Annotated in this window: 22 protein-coding genes; 2 read left to right on the forward strand and 20 right to left on the reverse strand. The window is 39.3% G+C overall.

Translation table 11 applies throughout. From position 1 onward, the window contains the following. Positions 1 to 52: 52 nt before the first annotated feature. The 16 genes from KW850_RS15810 to KW850_RS15885 form a co-directional block, all read right to left on the reverse strand. Positions 53 to 430, reverse strand: a complete 378-nt coding sequence (locus KW850_RS15810) for a Gp49 family protein (protein WP_218348549.1) — start codon at positions 428 to 430, stop codon at positions 53 to 55. 334 nt (positions 431 to 764) lie between these two features. After that, entirely contained in the window at positions 765 to 1,067 is a 303-nt protein-coding gene (locus KW850_RS33380) for a hypothetical protein (RefSeq protein WP_256358275.1), read from the reverse strand. 1,103 nt (positions 1,068 to 2,170) lie between these two features. After that, on the reverse strand, positions 2,171 to 2,947 hold the full coding sequence (locus KW850_RS15820) for a serine hydrolase (protein WP_218348551.1): 777 nt from the start codon (positions 2,945 to 2,947) through the stop codon (positions 2,171 to 2,173). A 3-nt stretch (positions 2,948 to 2,950) separates the two neighbouring features. Further along, the gene (locus tag KW850_RS15825; protein ID WP_218348552.1) at positions 2,951 to 3,955 is read right to left on the reverse strand and encodes an ABC transporter ATP-binding protein; all 1,005 of its coding nucleotides are present in this window, start codon (positions 3,953 to 3,955) and stop codon (positions 2,951 to 2,953) included. A 2-nt stretch (positions 3,956 to 3,957) separates the two neighbouring features. Next, a complete protein-coding gene (locus KW850_RS15830) occupies positions 3,958 to 4,872 on the reverse strand; it encodes a C40 family peptidase (protein ID WP_218348553.1) in 915 nt (304 codons plus the stop codon). Continuing rightward, complete coding sequence (locus KW850_RS15835) at positions 4,865 to 5,965, reverse strand: dipeptide epimerase (RefSeq protein WP_218348554.1); 1,101 nt, start codon at positions 5,963 to 5,965, stop codon at positions 4,865 to 4,867. The genes KW850_RS15830 and KW850_RS15835 overlap by 8 nt, the downstream gene beginning before the upstream one ends. Positions 5,966 to 5,979: 14 nt before the next feature. Continuing rightward, a complete protein-coding gene (locus KW850_RS15840; RefSeq protein ID WP_218348555.1) occupies positions 5,980 to 6,903 on the reverse strand; it encodes a S66 peptidase family protein in 924 nt (307 codons plus the stop codon). A gap of 139 nt (positions 6,904 to 7,042) precedes the next feature. Then, positions 7,043 to 8,677, reverse strand: a complete 1,635-nt coding sequence (locus KW850_RS15845; protein WP_218348556.1) for a peptide ABC transporter substrate-binding protein — start codon at positions 8,675 to 8,677, stop codon at positions 7,043 to 7,045. Positions 8,678 to 8,720: 43 nt separating this feature from the next. Beyond that, entirely contained in the window at positions 8,721 to 8,888 is a 168-nt protein-coding gene (locus tag KW850_RS15850; protein WP_218348557.1) for a hypothetical protein, read from the reverse strand. A gap of 9 nt (positions 8,889 to 8,897) precedes the next feature. Then, on the reverse strand, positions 8,898 to 9,896 hold the full coding sequence (locus KW850_RS15855; protein WP_218348558.1) for an ABC transporter ATP-binding protein: 999 nt from the start codon (positions 9,894 to 9,896) through the stop codon (positions 8,898 to 8,900). Between the two features lie 4 nt (positions 9,897 to 9,900). Then, positions 9,901 to 10,854 (reverse strand): ABC transporter permease, encoded by a 954-nt coding sequence (locus tag KW850_RS15860; protein ID WP_218348559.1) that lies wholly within the window; start codon positions 10,852 to 10,854, stop codon positions 9,901 to 9,903. Beyond that, positions 10,854 to 11,786 (reverse strand): ABC transporter permease, encoded by a 933-nt coding sequence (locus KW850_RS15865; protein WP_218348560.1) that lies wholly within the window; start codon positions 11,784 to 11,786, stop codon positions 10,854 to 10,856. The genes KW850_RS15860 and KW850_RS15865 overlap by 1 nt, the downstream gene beginning before the upstream one ends. A gap of 13 nt (positions 11,787 to 11,799) precedes the next feature. Further along, positions 11,800 to 12,624, reverse strand: coding sequence for a M55 family metallopeptidase (locus KW850_RS15870; protein ID WP_218348561.1), 825 nt, complete (start codon positions 12,622 to 12,624; stop codon positions 11,800 to 11,802). Between the two features lie 340 nt (positions 12,625 to 12,964). Beyond that, positions 12,965 to 14,227: an FtsW/RodA/SpoVE family cell cycle protein gene (locus KW850_RS15875; RefSeq protein WP_218348562.1), complete on the reverse strand. Its 1,263-nt coding sequence runs from the start codon at positions 14,225 to 14,227 to the stop codon at positions 12,965 to 12,967. 7 nt (positions 14,228 to 14,234) lie between these two features. Beyond that, positions 14,235 to 14,642, reverse strand: a complete 408-nt coding sequence (locus KW850_RS15880) for a PadR family transcriptional regulator (protein ID WP_218348563.1) — start codon at positions 14,640 to 14,642, stop codon at positions 14,235 to 14,237. Beyond that, a complete protein-coding gene (locus tag KW850_RS15885; RefSeq protein ID WP_218348564.1) occupies positions 14,642 to 15,178 on the reverse strand; it encodes a sigma-70 family RNA polymerase sigma factor in 537 nt (178 codons plus the stop codon). The genes KW850_RS15880 and KW850_RS15885 overlap by 1 nt, the downstream gene beginning before the upstream one ends. Positions 15,179 to 15,439: 261 nt before the next feature. Here KW850_RS15885 and KW850_RS15890 point away from each other — a divergent pair, with 261 nt between their 5' ends. Then, complete coding sequence (locus KW850_RS15890; protein ID WP_218348565.1) at positions 15,440 to 16,054, forward strand: hypothetical protein; 615 nt, start codon at positions 15,440 to 15,442, stop codon at positions 16,052 to 16,054. A gap of 137 nt (positions 16,055 to 16,191) precedes the next feature. On the opposite strand, the gene KW850_RS15895 is transcribed toward KW850_RS15890, so the two are convergent. Then, positions 16,192 to 17,178: an NAD(P)-dependent alcohol dehydrogenase gene (locus KW850_RS15895; protein WP_218348566.1), complete on the reverse strand. Its 987-nt coding sequence runs from the start codon at positions 17,176 to 17,178 to the stop codon at positions 16,192 to 16,194. 455 nt (positions 17,179 to 17,633) lie between these two features. Then, a complete protein-coding gene (locus KW850_RS15900) occupies positions 17,634 to 17,870 on the reverse strand; it encodes a hypothetical protein (RefSeq protein ID WP_218348567.1) in 237 nt (78 codons plus the stop codon). A gap of 315 nt (positions 17,871 to 18,185) precedes the next feature. Here KW850_RS15900 and KW850_RS15905 point away from each other — a divergent pair, with 315 nt between their 5' ends. Continuing rightward, positions 18,186 to 19,556 carry an MATE family efflux transporter gene (locus KW850_RS15905; RefSeq protein WP_218348568.1) on the forward strand — a complete coding sequence of 457 codons (1,371 nt, stop codon included), beginning with the start codon at positions 18,186 to 18,188 and terminating at the stop codon, positions 19,554 to 19,556. Positions 19,557 to 19,722: 166 nt separating this feature from the next. On the opposite strand, the gene KW850_RS15910 is transcribed toward KW850_RS15905, so the two are convergent. Together KW850_RS15910 and KW850_RS15915 are read right to left on the reverse strand one after the other, a co-directional pair. Next, positions 19,723 to 20,379 carry a potassium channel family protein gene (locus KW850_RS15910; RefSeq protein WP_218348569.1) on the reverse strand — a complete coding sequence of 219 codons (657 nt, stop codon included), beginning with the start codon at positions 20,377 to 20,379 and terminating at the stop codon, positions 19,723 to 19,725. 47 nt (positions 20,380 to 20,426) lie between these two features. Next, the gene (locus tag KW850_RS15915; RefSeq protein WP_374226337.1) at positions 20,427 to 21,776 is read right to left on the reverse strand and encodes a TrkH family potassium uptake protein; all 1,350 of its coding nucleotides are present in this window, start codon (positions 21,774 to 21,776) and stop codon (positions 20,427 to 20,429) included. Positions 21,777 to 21,822 lie beyond the last annotated feature (46 nt).

Below are 21,822 nucleotides of genomic sequence, written 5' to 3' on the forward strand. Positions count from 1 at the left end.
AAAAAATAACAATACTCCTATTCGAAGTATCGTTATTTTACGTTTGCATCTATTAAACTAAGTAGCCTCCCAACGCCACCATTGCCTTCTTCAACGCTTGTTCATAGGCTTTATCCTTTCCAACTACAGTACGAAAATCTGCAACATCTCGTACAGTCGAACGCCCTTCTATTTCATAACCATTATTAAAAATAAGAAGACATATCGTTGATTTCTCACTCATACGATGGAACTTTTTCTCAACGATCATTTCTTCTAATTTACCACGTTTTTCATCCTTAATCGGGTGTGTTCGAGAATAGGGAATGACGATATGGTCATACATATGACGATTCTTACAAGTTACGATAAGGATTTTTTCTCCTTTATGTTCGACTTGATTGATCTCTCCGCATTTTGGACAAATACTATCTATGAACATGCTTACCATTCTCTGCACTCCCTTTACATTATTTATTAATAGAATAAGAAACTTCTATGAACTGAAGTTGTATTACTTTATATATTTGATTTCCACAAAAAAATACCTTCTAATATTGAAGGTACAAAATTTAAATCTTATTTTAATTTCCTATGGCTGAAGCAAAGGTGGGAAATCATTCTGTATACAACTTCGTCTTTAGTGAAACCAGAAAAAAGAGCCGCCGCAGCAACCCATGTTAACACAAGTATCGGTTTGTTCAATTTGCAATACCTTATATTTCATCTATATTTTTAAATGATAATATTGGAATCGATGTTATAGAATACCTTGTATATCCATTCTAGAAACCACTCATGCCCATGCCTGGGGGACCTCCCATGCCCATGCCTGGGGAACCTCCCATACTCATGCCTGGGAAACCACCCATGCCCATGCCAGGAGAACCTCCCATGCCCGTACCAGGGAAACCACCCATGCCCATGCCTGGGAAACCACCCATGCCCGTGCCTGGGAAACCACCCATGCCTGTGCCTGGGAAACCACCCATGCCCGTGCCTGGGAAACCACCCATGCCCGTGCCTGGGAAACCACCCATGCCCGTGCCTGGGAAACCACCCATGCCTGTGCCTGGGAAACCACCCATGCCCGTGCCTGGGAAACCACCCATGCCCGTGCCTGGGAAACCGCCCATGCCCATGCCTGGGAAACCGCCCATGCCCATGCCTGGGAAACCGCCCATGCCCATGCCTGGGGAACCTCCCATGCCCATGCCCATGCCCATGCCAGGAGAACCTCCCATGCCCATGCCATGAAAACCGCCCATAATACGTTGAGAATCAAATGTCATGTTTTCACCTACTTTCTTTTACATACTATGCATAAAGAAAATAGGGGAGCCTATTCTACTTTAAAATTGGGCAGATTAACTGCCGATACCAGATTATGTACAGAAACTAAAGGGACGCCTGCAATTTAAAAAGCGGCAGCCTACTCCTTTTTAGACGGCATTTGTCAGCTCCCTTATATGCAGAAAGCATTGGTGAATAACTAACCTCAATACTCCGGTCCAAATAAAAAAAAGCCCAGTATGGACTCTTAAACGAGTGGCATTTATTCATTTTAATTTATTCAAAATCCTTCAATCTCTATATCTTCTCTATAATAATCTTCATCACTTTCTGTATTTTTAAACCAACTATTTATAAACCAATTAATAATCTTCGAGAACATATTGACCACTCCTTATAGATCATTTTAGATTTAAAAAAATGATTGATCTAACTTCGTTCTATTTCAGAATAGCGATCTAATGTTAAATAAGTATTAATTAACTCTAAAGTATTTGTTAATTTATGATTAAACATAATTTTATTTTTGAAATAGGCATTTCAGTTGTTTCTTCCATTTTAGCTTTATCATCATGACCATCAATTGATGTTCCAGCAACGATGCAAGCAGTGTGATTTCATATGAGAAACACACTGCTTTTATATTTGTATTTATATTCGCTTTTTCCTAAGAGGATACCTCAAAAGAGAGCGGCTTATGGTATTCGAAGCATCACTTTTGTTAGATCTTCCTAATGGCTTCTATATCTATCTGGTTCTCTAATTTGTAATTTGGTTAGATCCTTTCGGCGATATACACTTAAGACAATACCAATCTAATAAAATTGGCTATCATTTACTCTTAAGAATGTCTGTTAATGAAACATGATACCTTTTGATAGGTGAAAACTTCGTAATTCTATGATTCTTCCAATAAATAATCATAGATATGCTTACCAATTCTACTTATTTTCTGCTTTCCCACAAATACATCATCAAGTCGGTCCATTAAGACCGCTGCATAGACTGTTTTCCCCTTATAGGTTATCACCGCACAATCATGTTCCACTCGAAGAAGACTGCCCGTTTTATTGGCTACAAATACCTTGTCCAGATCCATCATACCTGGAAGTCTATCTTGAAATTGCTGATAACTCATTATTTTTAATGCAGCCGCTTGACTTTCCTCTGTTAAATAATGCCCTTCATGGATAACTTTCAAACATTTCAACATATCCAATGGACTTGTAAAGTTATCAAGACCCTGTTTAATGGCCTCAAAGTCCATCATTTTCCGATTTAGTGCGGTATGTTGAAGTCCCATTTTTCCAAAGGAACTATTAATTACTTCCATTCCCAATCGATCTATTAACATGTTGGTGGCTGTATTATCTGAGACCGTAATCATTAAGGTCAAGAGATCCTTCATTGTCAGCTGCGCATCACGAGAAAATACCTGCAATACACCAGACCCGCCTACATGATTAGTAATCGATACCAATTGATCCACGTTTAGCATGCCTATCTCACTCTGACGAAATCCTTCTATTAAAATAGGAACCTTAATCAAACTTGCAGATTGAAATTCGCCCTCGCTATTAACATAAAAACTCTCGGCCCCTATTTCGATCGCCAAACCGATTCGGCCACTGAGGCCACGGAGTTCTTCCTCGATTTTTACCTTTAATTTGTCCATCGCTTACCTCGTGACAGCAACCTGAGAATAATCATGATCACCGGTTTTATTTTTATCATACAAATGACAAGCAATATAATGGCTATCCTCGACTTCCTGCCAGACAGGTTTTTCTTTGGCGCAAACATCCATGGCCATTTGACAGCGGGTTCTAAATACACATCCGCTAGGAGGGTTAATCGGGCTTGGAAGTTCCCCTTTTAAAATAATCCGTTCGCGTTTGTCCTCAATATCTGGGTCAGGAATAGGTATGGCTGAGAGCAATGCCTGAGTATATGGATGCAGCGGATTTTTATATAGCTCACTACTTGTTGTTAATTCGACCAATTGTCCCAAATACATGACACCAATACGGTCACTAATTTGCTTTACCATCGAAAGGTCATGGGCAATAAATAAGTAGGTTAATCCTTTTTCCTTTTGCAATTTCATCAGCAAATTAACGACCTGTGCCTGAACGGATACGTCCAAGGCAGATATCGGCTCATCGGCGATAATAAAATCAGGGTCGAGGGAAAGAGCCCTGGCGATCCCAATCCGCTGACGCTGTCCGCCGCTAAATTCGTGCGGATAGCGATTGGCATGTTCGCGATTTAAACCGACATCTTCTAATAATTGATAGACCCGATTTAATCGTTCCTGTTTGTTTGGATACAGGCCGTGTACTTCCATCGGCTCAGAAATGATTTCACTTACTGTCGATCTTGGGTTTAAGGACGCATATGGATCTTGGAAAATCATTTGCATTTGCTTATGAAAAGCAAATCGCTCCTTCGAAGAAAAATCATGTATATTTTTCCCTTTAAACACAACCTCACCATCGGTTACGTCATAAAGCCCGATAATGGTTCTGCCTGCAGTGGACTTCCCGCACCCGGATTCTCCAACAATTCCGAATGTCTCGCCTTTATTAATGTGAAAGGTTACTCCATCAACGGCTTTTAAAACTTGATCTTTACCTAAGTTAAAATGCTTTCTAAGATTGTTTACCTGTAATAACTTTTCCATGATTATGCCTCCGTCTCAACCCAGTAGCGCCTTGCAGCACATAATTCACGCTCGTATATCGTTCCTTCTAACGGAATAATTTCCACCGTTTTCCCAGTTTTAGGGGAATGAAGTAATTTTCCATCTCCGTAATAAATTCCGACGTGATGGATCCTCCCTTTTCCTTCTTCATAAGCAAAGAATAGTAAATCACCTGGTTCGATTTCTGCTATTTCAACTTTTTTTCCAGCAGCTGCTTGGTCGTGTGCATCGCGAGGAATCACATACCCATTTGCCTTACACATCGCGTAGCTGAACCCTGAGCAATCATAGCCATAGCTACTCATTCCACCCCACAAATACGGTAAATTTAAAAACTGTTCACCAGCAGATACAATCGCATGGCCATTTCCTCGAACAGGAGAATCAGAGACAACGACATTCTCTGAATCAAGAACGCCAGTCCCATCAGGGATTTTAACGTAAACCTTGCCTTCAGCTTCATATAAAAAAGGTAGAGCTGTTAAATAAGAGAGTTCTATACTAGATTGGCGATTCTCTTTAAACAACTTTCCCTTACGGCTCGTCACAACTGCAACAGGGACATCTGTCAAATTCCAGCCATCAAAGGCCTGCTCTAGTTGAGTTTTAGGAACCCAGCCTGGATAGCCTTGGTCTTCCTTTGATGTTGGCTGACTAGGAATGGTAACATGTGCCCAATCACCATTCTCCTCAATAACCATAACCTCTTCACCATATAATAACTGCGTTTGAACAAGGTTTTCGTTGCATAATTCAAGCCTTGTTTCATACGTTAAACTCTCTAACCAAGAATCGATCGACACCGGATTGGCTACTGCATCGTTATCTATTTCTCGTGCCGAATCAAAAGATGTCCATACGGTTGCTACTGGAACATTTACAATCCATTTAGCCAATTAAGACCCCTCCTTCAACGTCAATACTCTTAATCCCTAGGCCAGGAGCCTCAGGCATTGTTATAAACCTACTATTATAGTGGACTCCACCTTCTACAATTTCTTTAGCTAGCATTAGCGGTGCATCAAAGTCAAAACGATTAATGTTTTGCTTACTTGCTGCAAAGTGAGCAGCGGCTGTAATTCCAAGACGGGTTTCAATCATACTGCCGACCATACACTCGACTCCACATGTTTCAGCTAGATGGTTGATGATTTGAGCTTGATAGATCCCACCAGCCTTCATCAGCTTAATATTAATCAAATCGGCACTTCTCGTTTTTAATACTTGAAAGGCCTGTTTCGGTGTAAACACACTTTCATCAGCCATAATGAGTGTGTCGACTGCGTCCGTTACCTGCTTCAGACCTTCAATATCGTCTGCTTTTACAGGCTGTTCTACTAGTTCAATCCGTAAATCACTATCTTCCATCTTACGGATAGCGCGGATTGCATCCTTCGCTGTCCAACCCTGATTCGCATCCAGTCGAATTTTAATATCCTTCCCTACCCGTCTTCTAATCTCCTGGATTCGTTCAATATCGGAAGCAATATCATCTTTCCCTACCTTTACCTTAAGGACATTAAATCCTTTTTGGATATAGGAAACGGCATCCTCGCCCATTTCCTCTGGTCCATTCACGCTTACGGTAAAATCTGTTTCCATTTCCTTTTTATGACCACCAAGAAATTGATAGAGTGGCAGTTTACAAAACTGGGATAAACAATCATAAATGGCCATATCAATGGCAGCCTTTGGGCTTGGATTTCCAACCAATAGCGTCTTTAGGGCCTGAAAAATCACCTCATATTGTAAAAGGCTTTTCTTATGTAAAAATGGCTTGATCACATGGTGGATCGCCGTTTCAATACTCGAAAGGCTATCCCCAGTAATAACAACAGTAGGAGGTGCTTCACCCCATCCCACGATGCCATTGTCGCAGGTAATTTTCACAAAAATTGATTCCGCTGTCGTCACAGTTCGAAGGGCCGTCTTAAACGGTTTTATTAATGGAACAGCAACTCGGAATGTTTCAATTTGCTCAATAATCATGGGTTAATCATCCTTTACATAATGCCGCTATCGACAATTAATTTTTTTTCATAAGTATTCATTGAAGCTGATACACCAAATGGAATAGCAATATGTGGATTACAATGTCCCATCATAAATCCCTTTACTGCCGGCTTATTTGCGAGTTGAACATAATGAGCGATGACTTCGTCGAGCGATAACGAAAGATTCCTTTTTGGGGTACAATCACAAAAGTCTCCAATGAGAATGCCGTTAGCATCTCTGAATTTACCAGCCATATAAAGCTGATTGAGCATCCGGTCAACGGACCGAGGTTCTTCATTCACATCCTCGATGAGCAGCAGCCTCCCCTTCGTATCTATTTCATAAGCTGTACCAAGAGTGCTGACTAGAAGAGACAAATTCCCACCCACGATTTCCCCCATTGCCACACCATCCACAAGAACTTCTAATGGAGAAATTTGTTCCGTATAGACTAAGGTAGTGGGTTCGAATAATTGCAAGAATCCTTCTTTTGACAATAGGTGCGAGTCCTCTTTCCCAATATCTGATGCAAGCATCGGCCCATGAAAGGTAACTAGCCCCGATTGTTGCCGAATGGTCGTATGTAAAAAAGTAATATCACTATAACCCCAAAAAATTTTGGGATTGTTTTTAATTAGTTCATAGTCAATTTGCTCGGCAATTCTTCCAGTTCCATAACCGCCACAGGCACAAAATACAGCCTTAATCTTGGGATCGGTGAACATTTCATGGAAATCTTCCAGTCTATCTTGATCGGAGCCTGCTAAATAGCCATTAACTTGGGAAACATGTTTTCCAACTTTGACGTTTAGTCCTAAATCCTTCAAAAAAGTGATTCCTCGTTCTAGACTTTCTTGATTCGGAGGGCTTGCTGGGGCAATTACACCAACGGTATCTCCCTTTATTAGCCGATTTGGCTTTACTGCGTTCATTTAAAAAACCCCCTTTTCGACACCATCTATAAGTCTATGTTTCTAGGGTAAAAGGGATGTTCGTTTGAACATCCCTTTTATTTGGAAATAACAAGATGATAAGCGGAGATTACTGCGCTGATATAGGCGCTATCGCTTTTTATTTTTTATCTGCCCATTTGAATTCTAAATATCCGACTGGGTGACGAACAACACCGGTAACATCCTTATTTTGTAAATAAACTTGATTATAGAAGTGAATTGGAATAATTGGTGCTGCATCAAATAATACTTTTTCTGCCTTGTGCATCATTTCAAAACGTTTCTTCTCATCTTTTTCATTTTTTGCATCTTTAATTAATTGGTCAAATTCAGTATTGCTCCAACCTGTCCGGTTCATTGGAGATCCAGTAATAAAGTTTTCCAGGAAGTTGATTGGGTCCGCATAATCAGCAAGGAATGAGCTTCGTGATAGCTGGAACTTTAATGCTTTTTGATCGGTTGCAAAAACGCTGCTTTCCATATTAGCAAGCTTCACGTCAACACCCAAATTTTCTTTAAACATTTGCTGAAGGGCTTCAGCAATTTTCTTGTGTTCATCGCTTGTGCTATAGGTAAGGGTTACTTCCGGAAGTTTCGTATATTTTTCCTCTTCCATTCCCTTTTTCAACAGTTCTTTTGCCTTCTTAATATCAGTTTTAATGAGGTCACCACTTGTTTTACGGAAGTCCTCACCTGCCGGGTCCTTAAATCCGTAGGAGACAAAACCATAAGCTGGTTTTTCTTTATTTTTTGTAACAAGGTCAACCATTTGCTCCTGGTTCACCGCCAAAGCGAATGCCTTGCGGATATTCTCGTTTTGGAAAGGTTCTTTTGTAAGATTAAAACGGTAGAAATACTCACCCGCTTGATCTTCTACCTTCACGTCCCCTTCTTTAAATAGCTTTTCAGCTAATTCAGACGGAACGTCCGATGAATCAAGCTCACCTGTAGTGTACATTTGATATTCAGTATTTTCGTCATCAACCATAGCCCAATGGATTTTATCTAATTTAACATTTTTCGCATCCCAATATTTTTGATTCTTTGTAAAAGTGAAATCACTATCATGGTTCCACTCAGTTAAATTGAAGGGTCCATTACCAACGAATGAACTTGCTTCAGCAAACCATTTTGGATTTGCTGCTGCTACTTTTTCATTGATTGGGAAGAAGGCAGGATTTGCAATAACACTTAAGAAGTATGCCTGCGGGCTTGTTAATGTTACTTCAAACGTCTTGGTATCGACCGCTTTTACTTTCACAGCATCAGCTGTCCCTTTTCCAGTGTTGAATGCTTCTCCACCCTCGATGAAATAGCCTAAGAATGCAGCCGATGATCCTGTTTTTGGATCTAAAAGGCGTTTCCAGGCAAATACAAAGTTACCAGCAGTAAGGTCGTCACCATTCGACCATTTTGCATCCTCACGAATATGGAAGGTATAGGTTTTTCCATCCGAAGATACATCCCAGTTTTTAGCTGTGGCAGCTGCAGGTTGATGACTCTGATCTAGACGAGTTAGACCCTCCATAAGATTGTTCAATGCATTCCAAGATACCGCATCAAAGCCAATTGGCGGGTCAAAGGAGGTAGGTTCTTGTCCATTATTCCAATTTACAACTTTTTCTACTTTTTCGTTTGACTTTCCTTTTCCATCATCCTTTTTTGGCTCACTTCCTGCATCTTTATTTGCTGTGCAAGCTACTAAAGCAAATACAAGCAAAGAAGTTACCAACATTGTCATAAACTTTTTCATGTTTTTCCCCCTCAGTTTTTTTTTATATTTAAGCTCTGTTAAACTAGCCTGTTGATTTCCGCTCCAGGCGCTTCGCTTTCCGCGGGCGGTTCGGGGAGCCTCCTCGTCGCTTCGCTCCTGCGGGGTCTCCCCTGCCCCGTCCTCCCGCAGGAGTCTTCGCGCCTTCCGCTCCAATCAACAGGGTGCCAAAATCAACAATAAGCTTTAACATAGCCTAAATTTATACAAATGTTGAAACCAATTTTTTAGCCCGTTCGTCCAGTAACCAGCAATCAACCTGATGATTGCTGCTAAGCTGTGTTTTAAACGGGTACGCCTTATCACAAACTTCCATCGCATAGGGACATCGTGCTGAAAAAGCGCATCCAATCGGCGGGGAAAATAAATCTGGCGGTGTTCCTGGTATCGGAACAAGTTCTTCCTTCTCCATGTCCAGTCGTGGTACGGACTGAAGTAATCCCTTCGTATATGGATGCTGGGGTTGATAAAAAATTTCCCGCCTAGTCCCTACTTCAACGATTTTCCCTGCATACATGACCGCAACTCGGTCAGCAACCTGTGCTACTACACCCAAATCATGGGTGATAAGAATAATGGATACCCCTGTTTTCTTTTGGATATCTCTAAACAACTCCAAAATCTGAGCTTGTATGGTAACATCAAGTGCTGTTGTCGGTTCATCGGCAATTAATACATCTGGTTGGCAGACAAGCGCCATGGCAATCACGATTCGCTGCCGCATTCCTCCGCTAAACTGATGAGGATATTGTTTTAAGCGTTGTTCAGGACTAGGAATTCCCACAAGTGTAAGCATCTCGATAGCCGCTTTTTTTGCCTGGTCTCGTGATATCTTTTCGTGTTGGATAATTCCTTCCATGATTTGCTCACCAATCGTCATCGTAGGATTTAACGCAGTCATCGGATCTTGAAAGATCATCGATATATTGGCACCGCGAAGTTTCCGCAGTTCCGGTTCTTTTAATTTAATTAAATCCATGCCTTTGAATAGGACTTCACCGCCCGTTATTCTTCCGGGAGGACTGGGAATAAGCCTCATTATGCTTTGAGAAGTGACACTTTTCCCACAGCCTGATTCCCCAACAATCGCTAGGGTTTCACCTTTATGTAAGTCAAAGCTGACACCGCGAACGGCATTTACTTCACCACCATAAGTTGAAAAGGATACTTGTAAATCCTTAACTTGAAGAATTTTCTCCATGATGCTACCTCCTCAGTTTAGGATCAAGGGCATCCTGCAATCCATCACCTAAAACATTAAACGCAAACATTGTTAATGAAATGAACAATGTTGGAAAGAACAAACGCCACCAGTATCCCGAGAGAATAGTAGATAAGCCATCGTTAGCCATTACCCCCCAGCTTGCATGCGGTGCCTGGATTCCGAGACCGATAAAGCTTAAAAACGCTTCTGCAAAAATAGCAGACGGAATCGTAAGCGTCATTTGAACAATGATAGGGCCCATTGTATTTGGCAGCAGATTTTTACGGATAATCCGTGCCGTTTTCGTACCAAATGTTTTCGATGCTAGAACAAATTCATAGTTTTTAATTTGCAAGACTTGGCCACGGACTATTCTTGCCATCCCGACCCAGCCGGTAATGGACAATGCTAGAATAATAGTTGTTAATCCCGGTCCAATAACGACCATGACTAAAATGACAACTAATAAATATGGAAGGCCATAGAGGATTTCCACAAATCTCATCATCAGGTTATCGATTCGGCCTCCTTTGTATCCGGAAAAACCTCCATAAATAACACCAACGACAAAGTCAATTAGGGCAGCCATCAATCCCACAAATAATGATATTCGAGCACCATAACATGTTCTTGTAAACACATCTCGACCTAAATCATCCGTTCCAAACCAATATTGACTTGATGGAGGCAAATTCTGCAGTGTTAACGATTGTTTTTCCACCGAATGTGGTGAAATCATCGGTCCGAAAATGGCCAACAAGGTTAGGAAGGCTAAGAAAACTAATCCTGCCATCGCCAATTTATTTTTTAACAGCCTCAGCCAAGAATCCTTCCAGTAGGACAAGCTCGGTCGTATGACTGCTTCTGCCTCTGTTTGATTTCGTACTTTAGGAACAAACCATTCATCTGGAACCTCTGGCGAAATATTCCGTTCTTCATGTTTCCGTAGTTCCATTATTTCGCCTCCTTTTTATGGAGCTTTATTCGAGGATCTAATACCCCATAGGCAAGATCGACTATTAACAGCATCAAAATCAAAATGGCGCTATAAAAGACGGTCGTGCCCATAATGACTGGATAATCTCGAGTATTGATACTGTCAACAAAATATTTTCCCATCCCGGGAATCGCGAATATTTTTTCAATAACAAACGTGCCGGTTAAGATACTGGCAGCTAATGAACCCAAAACGGTAACAACCGGCAGTAAGGCATTTCTCAAGGCATGCTTGAAGACAATCTTTACCGGGGACAATCCCTTTGCTTTCGCTGTTTTTATGTAATCCTGTGTTAATACTTCAAGCATACTTGTGCGAGTTAAGCGGGCGATAATCGCCATTGGTCCTGTTGCTAAGGCCAAAATCGGCAATACCATATGTTTTGGGCTTGACCATGTAGCAACTGGAAATAACGGGAATCTTACCGCAAGTTCCTCAATCAAGAAAGTAGCCATTACAAAGTTCGGGATCGAAATTCCTAGTACCGCGATACTCATCGCTGCATAGTCGATGATTCCGTTATGTCGAAGGGCAGCAAGTACACCGAGTAATATCCCCGAAAAAATGGCAACTAGGAGTGTATAAAATCCAAGTTCAAATGATACCGGAAATCCTCTTCCCAGCATGTCGTTAACGGTCTGTGATGATTTTTTAATGGAAGGGCCAAGGTCTAACTTAACAAGTGCAGCTAGGTAATTACCATATTGGGCTATAAGTGGCTGATCTAAATGGTAATAAGCTTCAAGGTTCTTTTGGACCGCTTCATTTGTAGTTCTTTCCTCATTAAATGGGGATCCTGGTACCGAATGCATTAAGAAAAATGTGGTAGTAATGATGAGCCATAACGTGATAATCATTGCTGCAAAACGTTTAATGAAATATGTATTCATGCTTGTCCACTTCCTAACAGAATGTTGTTCTCATCGCCAATTCCGTCATTACTAGCATTGCTTGGTATGCTTCTAAAATGTCTTTCGCTTGAAAACGAACAATGGTCGTTTCTGGGACTATTTCTGTGCCTGGCATTAGGTTTGCCCATTCCGCTTCCCCATAGTTGGTAAATTCAATCGCTAGAAGTGGTCTATCTGGTGGTGTAAGCGGTTTCACTTTCCCTCTATGGTTTAGTGCTATAGCCGTTTTTTCGCGGAGTAGTTGTCCCGCTTTTACCGGTGTCAACGATTTGACGGCAGACCTTGAGATGGATTCTTTTACAATTGCGGTTGTCACACCCGGGATTAACTGCTCTGCCTCAAAGGCTGCACGATCATCACCCGCTACCATCAATAAAGGTACATCGTAATATCCTGCGACATAGGCGTTAAATCCCAGTTCACCTACCGCTACATCATTTATGTACATATTTCGAACGCCAAAGATCATTGAATGGGACATTACCCCTTTTAATGCGGCGCGAGCATGATAACCAACAAATGCCGCCCCTGTAAAGGATTTATCCAAGCCTTGGACCATTGAAAATGGTTTCACATCACCTGTTATCAGTTGCGTCTCAGGGTGGAGCCTCTCAATTAATAGATTATTCATTTTAGAATGGCTGTCATTTACGACTACTTCCTTACATCCTGAATCAAAAGCAGCTGTTATGACATGATTCGCTTCATCCGTCATAATAATGCGGCTACGCTCATAGTTATGCTTGCCAGAATCAACTTGGGTATGATCAACCATCCCAGTGATCCCTTCCATGTCGACGGAAATATATAATTTCATCACAATACCCCTTTCTATTAATTTATAATTTTCTTACTATTATTATAATTTATTTTTCCTTCGTTTTACTAACTTCTCAAAAAACACTACTAAAGTACCATATTTTTCCTCAAAATTAATCGAAGATTGATTTTTGGATAAAAATATCTATGAACAAAGTTGTGTTTTTTTATAGATTTCATTTTCGAAAAATATACCTTCTAAAATTTGAAGGTAATTAATTTTAATTTCATTGCTTTTTTCAGCTTCGCTCACTCCATTTCAATAAAAAAAGCGACCTTCGTTATCGAAGCATCACTTTTGTAATGTATATTCTCCAGCTCTTAAATTTATCTGGAGCTCAAATTTGTTTGCTGGTTAGATCCTTTCGGCGAAATACGCTTAAGACTATACCAATTAAAATAGCATTTAGCAGCGTGGGCATTAATCCATAGCTAATAAATGGCAAGGACATTGAAATTAATGGGAATATACCTAGTGTCATTCCAATATTAGTAGCTAGCTGTACGGTATATAGAGCAACAGCACCGATGAGAAGAAGTCTCCCATACGAATCTTTTATCCTACTTGTGATGGCAATAATTCTTGCCCCAAATAGGAAAAGAATCAAAACTAGTGCAATAGCAAAAAGCCAGCCGTAATAGTAGGTAAAGCTAACAAGGACCAAATTGGTATGGGCCTCGGGAATAAATTCATTGTTCATGGAGTTACCAAACCAACCTGCTTTAGACAGGAGTTCCTTCACACGCAAAATCATAAATCCTGGTCCATCCGAATATTTTTCCGGGTTTAGATAGGCCAACAATCGATCTTTTTGATAAAAACTTAAAAACATCCAAGAAATAAAGCTCACCAACAAGAAAAAACTAACGGATACTCCCCAGATCCAAAGAACCATTTTCCGACTAAACTTGCTCCACCAAAGCATCGTAAATACCATGATGGTATATATGTAAGTTGTTGACATACTTGGTACCGTGGAAAATAAAATGATTGGCAGGAGGAACAATACACTAAATTGCCAGACCTTCAATCTCTCATAACTGAATAAGGAAGCCCAGGCAAGGAAGAAGAATGGCAAAGACATTATCGTTTCAATTGTTAACGGTCCAATCCTAAGGAATGGAAGTCCATTTATCATGGTGTTCGAAAATAGTCTTAACACCAATAGAATGAATACTCCAATTAAATAAAATAACCATCCTTGTTTTTTTAACTTCCTATAATCAATGAGCATAATCCCTAAAGTGGCCGCACAGCCGATTAAGGTAATTACTACTTTAGAGGTTAATAAATATTCACCCATACCGCCGATTGAAAACATCGGTAAAAATCCGAGACCGAAGATAGTCAATAATAGAATCACAAGGATCCAATCTACCTTTGGCCGATGGAGCTTATTCAGCTGTTGACCTAATATAACCGGGCTTCCCATCTGCTTTATCGCTTTTTCCTCAGCCTCTGTTTCTAATAGTCCCTTCTCTATCCATTCGTTTTTAGCTTCCTTTAAGTGATAACTCAATTCATCCGCAACATATTTCTTTGCTTCCTTCGATTTGATTTGAGAGAGAACTTCATGTAAAAAGACGTGTTTTTTGTTCACTACTGCCTCACCTCTCAAATAATTCTTTCCATACAATTTGCCCTTTTGATTGTCTTTTTTCAGCCTTCCGCAACACCTTTCTTCCTTTATCGGTTAACTGATAATACTTCGCTTCAGCTTTCATCCAGCTTGATTGGATACATTCGGAATGTTCTAATCGATGTAAAAGGGTGTATACAGATCCTTCGTTGTCTTCAAATTTTTGAATACCTCTTCCCCGCAATAGCTTTGTTAATTCGAAGCCTGTTTTTTCCTGAACAAGTAGTTGCATAACGGCTAGCAGAATGTCCTCGTCCTTTTCGGCTTGTTGATTAATTTTTCCACGAATGTTTCTGCGATGCTTTTCTGTAAAATTCAATTCAGTAAATGCCCGTTGATCCATGGCCTTTTTTAGGTTCTTCAAACGGTTCTCCATCACATTTCCTCCAATCGTTCTTTCAAAAGTTCCTTTGCACGTCTAAGTCTGGTTTTCACTGTGTTCGTGCCCACTTCCGTTAATACGGCAATTTCTTTAATGGGCAATTCCTCATAATAAAAGAGATAAATAACTTCTCGATATTTAATTGGCAGCATCATAATCGCTGAAATCAATTGATCATCCTCTTGTCTTTGGATGACAGTCTGCTCGACCATTTCCTTTTTCGTCGTGTTGTGTAAAGGTTCGTCTTCTGTTATGACCACGTTCTTGTTGTACCAACTTTTCAGAAAATCCTTGCAATGATTGATGGCGATGCTCCACAACCAAGTTCGCAACTTCGATTTACCACGATATGTATGTAGACTCTTATAACACTTAACAAATATATCCTGAGTTAAGTCTTCTGCTATGGAACGATTATTTACATATGAAAAAACAAGCTGGAGAATTTCCTGGCCATACCTGTTCATTATTTCATCTATCATGACGTCCTTATCTTCTGAAATTAATACTTCCAAAGTTAATTCTTCCAAGTTCATCCCTCCTTCATAAAAAATAGACGATGTACTCCTGATAAAGTTTTCATGAAAAGAAAAAAACATGAGCCATTCCTTTAAAGATAACTCCGAAAAACATCCATATAAATAAAAAAATAAAAACAGTTGAGATTAGACCAGAGATCGCACTGCTTTTAGTATTTTATTAGGAAAAATATGTTAATATTATTTTATTAAACTTCATTAAAGTAAGCAGGTTCTTAAATCTGAGATCATTATTATTTAGGGGGACTATAAATGAAAAAAACTATCATAAGTGTGCTATCAATCTTAGTTTTAAGTCTTTTAGTTTGTAATGTCTTTGCTGAAGCAAAAACACGAACAGGTGGGACTAGAGGAACGAGTCCTAGCTTTACCAAGCCGTCTACGACTTCACCGACGCCAAAACCGAGATCAAGCAGTACAACAAACAATACATCAAAACCGGCATCTTATTCCTCCCTTACGGCAAAATATCCAAAATCTACACGTTATTTTTCTGGCGATATATTATCAAATACACTTATTTTTGGAACGATTTTATTAATGTTAAACGATACAAACGATGGTGAACCTACATATGTGGATGAGGAAGGGAACGTTTATACGCTTGCTGATTTAGAAGAGATGGAGGTGCAGATACCTGAAGATGAACCAGTAGAAGATGATTTATACTCTGAAACTGTTAGTTTTGATGAAAATGAAACCACAACGGTAGTGCCAGAAGAAATAGAAACAGCATCTTCTTATGAAAATTTTGAAGACGAAACATATTACGAAGAAGAAAATCACTCATTTAATTGGCTCTGGCTTATCCTCCCTTTGACTATCGTAGTGATTGCACGATCTTTTTTTCGGAGAACTAAGAAATAAAAACCGCCATTTCGGCATTTTTTATACTCCTAACAAGGGAGTTCTTCTTGTAAAGTATGGAGGAAAATAAGGCTTTATTTTCAAGTTATGAGGAAAATAAAGCCTTATGTAATCTTGATAGAATGGTGATTCATTTATTACGTTTTGTTGTTAGGTTCCACATTTATGACGACATTTCCCTTCTTGTGTCCTTTCTCGACATATCTATGAGCTTCGACAATCTCTTCAAACTCATAGGATCTGTCAATGACCACCTTTAACTTCTCTGTTTCTACAAGTTCTTTAAGGAAGTTTAGTGCCTCGGAAGTTTCAGGTGAATTTCGACTCAATATTAATTTCTTGCTGCTTGTCAATTTAGTCCATAGCATTGGAACACTTGGCAGCGGTTCAGTGATATTTATATAGGTACCGTCCTTCTTTAACAAATTCATACAATCTGCAAAGGAACTCTTGTTTACCGCTTCAAAAATCACATCATATCTCTCTTCTGTCCTAGAAAAATCTTCTGATGTATAATCAATGACCTTGTCGGCACCAAGAGATTTTACCAATTCCACATTCGTGGTACTGCAGACCCCTGTAACGTTCGCTCCGAAATACTTGGCAATCTGAATGGCATAACTTCCTACACTTCCTGAAGCACCATAAACTAGAACCCTTTGACCACTCTGAATATTAGCTTTTCTAAGAAAATATAATGCTGTGCGTGCTCCAATTGGAATGGCAGCGGCTTCCGCATAAGTTATATTCGATGGTTTAATCGATACTGGCCCTTCTTCCGGCAGACACTTATACTCGGCATAAGCACCAAAGCCCGCAAGAGATGCTGCAAAAACCTTGTCACCTTCTTTAAACCTTTTGATATCTTTCCCAACTGACTCCACTTCTCCAGCTAACTCCATCCCTAGGATCTCTTTTTTAGGTTGTCTGAAACCAAGTGTTATTCGGGCAGGCAGCCAAAAAGCGGGAGGAACGGTAAAACTCCGTGACCGAATATCTGCTACTGTAACGGTTGTCGCTTTTATTTTTACCAATATTTCATTTTCTTTCGGAATAGGTTTTTCTACCTCTTTCAGTTGAAGAACGTCGGGGGGACCGTACTTTGTGTACACAATTGCTTTCATTTATCCTCCTCCAATTCGTTATATTCATTTATATCTACGAATGTCTAGGAATAAATAGAACGATGGCTCATTCTTCAATAGCTGTTTTTAACCTATCCTGTATTGGTTAAAGAATGGTTCCTGGTGTATTTGGTATTTTAATAATGTTTTGTTTTTTTCATAAAGGCTGTGTTATACAAGTATGTTGATTTGCGCTCCAGGCGCTTCGCTTTCCGCGGGCGTTGCGGGGAGCCTCCTCGGCGCTTAGCGCCTGCGGGGTCTCCCCAGCCCCGTACTCCCACAGGAGTCTCGCGCCTTCCGCTCCAATCAACATTGCTAACATATCAACAATAACCTTTAACACCAACTTTCATAAAAAAAAGGCTTTATATACAAGTAATTCCTAACATCTTGTATATGAAGCCTTCATTACTTTTTACTTATTGTGATCGCCAGCATCCAATAGTAGAAGAAAATTACATACTTGTTTCTTTTTCTACTATTCTTTGTTTATGCTCAAGATACCCGCTAATTTTTACTGGTTTATTTTTATAAATAGAACGCAAATTCATATCAATCAGTGACCCGGCAATTAACCCTAAAAAAACAATGGAAATCGAAAAGACATCCGATCTTAATGCAAAAAACAGAGCCACCACACATAAGGTTATACTAAAGAAAAATTCACTTACTAAAAAATGTATTTTTTCCAAATTAGCACACTCCTTAATATTTTAATAAATTATAAGTTCTTTGATAAAAGTCCGTTTCCTGCTTTTTTTTAATTTATCCTACTCCTTTTTAATAAAATAAGTCTTTTCTCCTTGTTGGAGAAAAGCACCCGTTCAAAAAACTGATCTTCTTATACTAACTCGTTTATTCTAAGGGGGAAAAATGGTTTTTTATGGGACGGAGTGAATGTCCCGATAACTATAACTGGAATTTTTTGAAATACTTTTTGATATTAATTTAGAGTAAATGTAGTTAAAATTGGTTTTATAAGATTCTGCGTAAAGAAGGAGAATAAATTGACTGTAGAGAACAATAAGTACCAAGATCAATCATTGTTTAGCATCACGTGGCCTCTATTTATCGAAATATCGCTTCATATGGGTATGGGGATCGTTGCTACGTTAATATTAAGCGGATATTCAGACAACGCTGTTGCAGGAGTTGGAGTAGCCAATCAAATTATTAATATTTTTATTTTAGTATTTAACGTCACTGCCATCGGAGCGACCATCCTTATCGGTCAAAATTTAGGAGCAAACCAATTGAATCGGGCACGTCGCCTTGCAAGATCTGCCTTTGGAGTGAACTTCTGGATTGGAGTTATCATGACCGTCGTTGTGGTTGCTTTTGGCGGCTTGTTTTTAAAATTTTACGGACTTAGCGGTGAAGTTTACGATTTTGCCTACACCTTCCTTACCATCACAGGTCTATCTCTTTTCCTTGAAGCCATCTCTTTAGCTTTAAGTGCTGTTTTACGCAGTTACGGACTTACCAAAGAAACCATGGTCGTGACTGTTATCATGAATGTAATCAATATTATTGGTTCCTTTATTGCCATTAAAGGATGGTTCGGCCTTCCTGTAACAGGTGTTGCTGGGGTAGCCTATTCCATGTTTGTTGCCCGGATATTTATCATTGCAGCTCTTTTTTACTTTGTATATAAACAGCTAGCTTTAAAGTTTCATATAAAAGATATCTTCAAAATCAATAAAACGGATGTTAAGGAGCTTCTTTCCATCGGGGTTCCATCTGCTGGAGAAAATCTTTCTTACCAATTTTCACAAGTTGTTATTACCAGCTTTGTAGCACTTACTGGAGCTGCGGCATTAGCAGCTCGGGTGTATATTTTAAATATATCGATGCTTTGCTTCCTGTTTACAGTCGCCATTGCCCAAGGGACACAACTTTTGATTGCCCGTTATATCGGGGCTAAGCAATATGACAAGGCCCTGAAGCGGGGGCTAAAGACATTAAAAATTGCCGTAATGGTTTCAGCTGCTGTTTCTCTTGCTGTTGCCTTAATTGGCGAACCAATCTTAACTATGTTTACCACCGATACTAACATTATTGCTATTGCTCTACCAGTATTATGGGCGATTGTATTTATTGAGCCTGGCCGTGCTATGAATATCGTTCTAATGGGTTCTTTAAAATCAGCAGGTGATGTCCGATTTCCTGTTATCATTGGTGTCATCAGCATGTGGGGAATTGCCGTAGTATTTAGTTACTTTTTCGGAATTACACTTGGTTTAGGACTATTAGGAGTTTGGCTGGCCCAAGGACTTGATGAGTGTGTCCGAGGATTTTTCGCCTTGAAACGCTGGGTCTCCAAACCTTGGTTAAAGACAAAAGCTGCCAAACAAAAGCTATCGACAAACGTGTCTTAGTTAAGATTATTGAACCAATAATAATAGAACAACTAACAGGTAAGCTTGTTGAATAGGAAATATCTATAGGTACTCATATTTTAATCTGAAATGAAAATGAACACTGTAGCCTAAGCCCGTGTTCATTTTTGTTTCTCATCTAATATCCATAAATAGAATCAATGAATTATTTTATATTTGCAAAATCGTTTAGATCATCTCGATGACCAATCACTACTAACTTATCACCTTTTTGAATTATCTGGTCAGGAGAAGGAGATATGATTAAATGTTCATTACTCAAGATTGCAATGGCAGTTACATTATATTTCGCTCGTAAATCAAGCTCCCGTAAGCTTTTTCTTGTCATACTTGGTGGAATCATCACTTCTTCTATATTGTATTCATTTGACAACTCTATATAATTCAACACGTTGGGCGAGAGAAGCTGATGTGCAACACGCTCTCCCATATCTCTTTCAGGATGGATTACCCAATCAGCTCCAACTTTTGTTAATACTTGTCCATGGCGTTTATTAAGAGCTTTTGCAATTACCTGTTTTACTCCCATTTCTTTTAAAAGCAAGACGGTTAAGATACTAGCTTGCATATCATTACCGATTGCGACAATTACATAATCAAAATTACGAATCCCCACTGATTTAAGTGATTCTTCTTCTGTAGAATCAAGTGCGACAGCATGAGTAACCAATAATTTCCCATCATCTACGCGTTCATTGTCTAAATCAATTCCCATTACTTCTTGTCCAGCTTCATATAATTTAGCCGCTATACTCGACCCAAAACGACCTAACCCAATAACTGCATAACTTTGCTTAATCATCGTTCATCATTCACCCCAAAAATCCTAATTATTTCAATCAATAATCCTTAGCCGATTAATATTTTTTCTTCTGCATATCTTACCTTTGCTTCTTTTCGAGTATTCAAAAGTGCAAAAGCCATGGTTAAAGGTCCAAGCCTTCCAATAAACATCATAATGGTAATCAATATTCTTCCAAAAGGCGAAAGTTCGGGTGAAAAATTTGCAGACAAACCAACTGTTCCAAAGGCGGAAATGGTTTCAAAAAGAAGTTTACTCATATCCGCTTTTTCGGTAAACGTTAATAAAAAAAAGATGAGGAAGATAAAAAAGATGCCTGCCACAACAATAGATAATGATTTATTTACCAGTTCCCACGAAATTCTTCGTTTAAAAATATTCAAATCATCCCGATTTGTAACCACAGCCCAGAAGGCTAAAATAATAATAGCAAAGGTGGTTACTTTAATCCCCCCTCCAGTAGATCCTGGAGAAGCACCAATAAACATCAATGCCATCATAATAACAAGGGAAGATAGGTTCATGGAACCAATATCAATTGTATTAAAACCAGCCGTCCTTGTTACAACCCCTTGAAAGTAGGAAGCCCAAAGCTTATCTTCTAACGGCAGATTACCCATAGTAGCCGGATTACTATATTCTGAAATCAAAATAATTATTGGTCCTACAATGTTAAGTATTAGTGTCATAAGCAGCGCGACTTTAGAATGAAGGGATAATTTACGAAGGGATCTTTTATGAAATAGATCAAGAATAACAGTGAAACCGATACCTCCAGTGATGAAAAGAAGGGTAACCATTATATTAACAGTTGGATCACCTACCCATTTGCTCAGATTATCAGGTTCAAGACCAAACCCAGCATTATTAAAAGCTGAAATCGAGTGGAATATCCCATAATAAATGGCTTTTTCCAACGGCATTTCAAATGACCAACGAATGGCTAAGATTGTAGCACCAATTAGTTCAACAATAAAAGTAATGAGGATAATCTTTTTTACTAGGTTAACAACACCTGAAAGAGAAAATACATTTAACGAATCTTGTAATAATAAGCGTTCCTTTAGACCAATTTTTTTTCCTAAGATAATAAACATAAATATTCCTGTGGTCATAAATCCCCAACCGCCAATTTGAATCAAACAGAGAAGTACAATTTCACCAAATAAAGTAAAGGTAGTTCCCGTGTCAACAACTGCCAAGCCTGTAACACAGACTGCAGAAGTTGCTTCAAATAAAGCATCAATGAAGCTAAGTCCACGTCCCTTTTCGTACGTAGCTATAGGCAGCATGAAAAGAAGGGTCCCCAATAGTATTAGACTACCGAAACCTAATACAAGGATCTGGGCAGGATGCAAACTAACTAAATTCCCTTTTCTTTTAAACAATTCCACAATATTGACTCCCCTACATTTTCATAATAAATGCATCCTTTGTACCAAA

This window comes from Bacillus sp. sid0103, assembly GCF_019219025.1.